Genomic DNA, 1579 nt, shown 5'->3' on the forward strand with positions numbered 1-1579 from the left:
ATTGGTGGTGTGATTCAGAGTGGCTTGATCCAAGGGCGCGAAACAGGACGCACCTTTCGGCGCGTGTTGGCAAACCCACATCAGACATTGCCTCCAGTTCTTGAGGGTGCAGCAGAAATCAAACTCGACTATCAACAGCTGACACGCTGGGATCTGGGTGGCAAGAGTGAAACCTCAGCGACCTTTTTCAACAAGCCTCAACCCTTCTTTGAGCGCTACCAAGATGAGATTCGCACGCTAAGCTTGCTGTTTTTAGCGATGGGCTGTGTGATCATCACCTTGGTCTACTATCTGAATCGCCTCAAGAAGAGCGAGCGCGACAGCCGTAAGAGTCAATTGCTGTTGGAATCTATCTTTGATCAGAGCCTGCAGTTTATGGGCATTATCGACCGCGATGGGGTACTGCTCTCTAGTAACAGTAAATTACATGAGCTGCTCTACAACCAAGGTTACCAAGTGGGTACGCCTATCTATCAGCATAAGCACTGGGAAGACTCGGCGAGTGAGACGCTTAATAAATACTTTATGAGCTCAGAGTCTCAGGCATCGCTGCGTTTCGAAGCGGAAGTGTGGTGTCGCGACCGAGGGGTGATCGTCCTAGATATCTCTCTCAAGCCAATGCCGGACAGTGAGTCTAATGATTGTCAGTTCCTGTTTGAGGCTCGTGATGTGACCTCAAGAAAGCTGGCAGAGAACAAGCTGTTCCAACGTGAAGCGAACCTTAAGCTCTACTACGATAAGCAACCTGTGATGATGATTACGTTGGATGAAAACAATCGTATTCAGCAGGTGAACCAATTTGCTGAGGAGCTATTGGGCTATCCGTTGGGTGAGTTGTTAGGGCATCGACCGCGTGAGTTTTACGTCGACCGAAATGCCATGATTCCTCGCCAAATCTTGCTGCAGCCACAACATAAATCACGTGGAGTATGGCGTCGTGATATTCAGTATCGTCACGCTGATGGCAGTAAGATCTGGATTCGAGAGAATATTCGTCCATTGGTCGACTCTAACCAACTGTTGATTGTGGGTGAGGACATCACCGAGACCCATGAACTGGCAGAGCAGTTGGAGTATCAAGCACGTTACGACTTGCTGACACACACCTTCAACCGCAACCACTTTGAGCAAGAGCTGCAAAAAGCGCTCAAAGAGGTGGAAAGCCACATGCGTACCCATGCGATGCTGTTCCTCGATCTTGACCAACTAAAGGTCCTTAATGATACCGCAGGTCACGAAGCTGGGGATGCGGCGATCTTATTCAGCGCCGGCTTACTTGAGAACGTGCTGCCTTACAATGCGGTGCTCGCACGAATGGGCGGTGATGAGTTTGCGGTTCTACTGAAGGACTGTACCGAGCGTGACGCAATCAATGTGTGTCGCAGTATTATTGCGATGATGGGCGATAACGCCTTCTTGTGGGATGAGATTCGTCTCAATCTGACCTGTTCGATCGGTATTCGCTTGATCGACCATACCGCGGCGTCTCCACAGATGGTGCATGCTCAAGCGGATGCGGCGTGTCATGCGGCGAAAGAAGAGGGGCGCAATCGCTATAACGTTTACCATCAAGATGATG

Annotated in this window: 1 protein-coding gene; it reads left to right on the forward strand. The window is 50.1% G+C overall.

Annotated elements, in window-relative coordinates; genetic code table 11:
* The coding region (locus KIV40_RS27155) for a diguanylate cyclase domain-containing protein (protein WP_285352293.1) at positions 1-1579 on the forward strand (1579 nt) is incomplete at both ends.

The sequence above is a fragment of the Vibrio sp. D173a genome, from assembly GCF_030248475.1.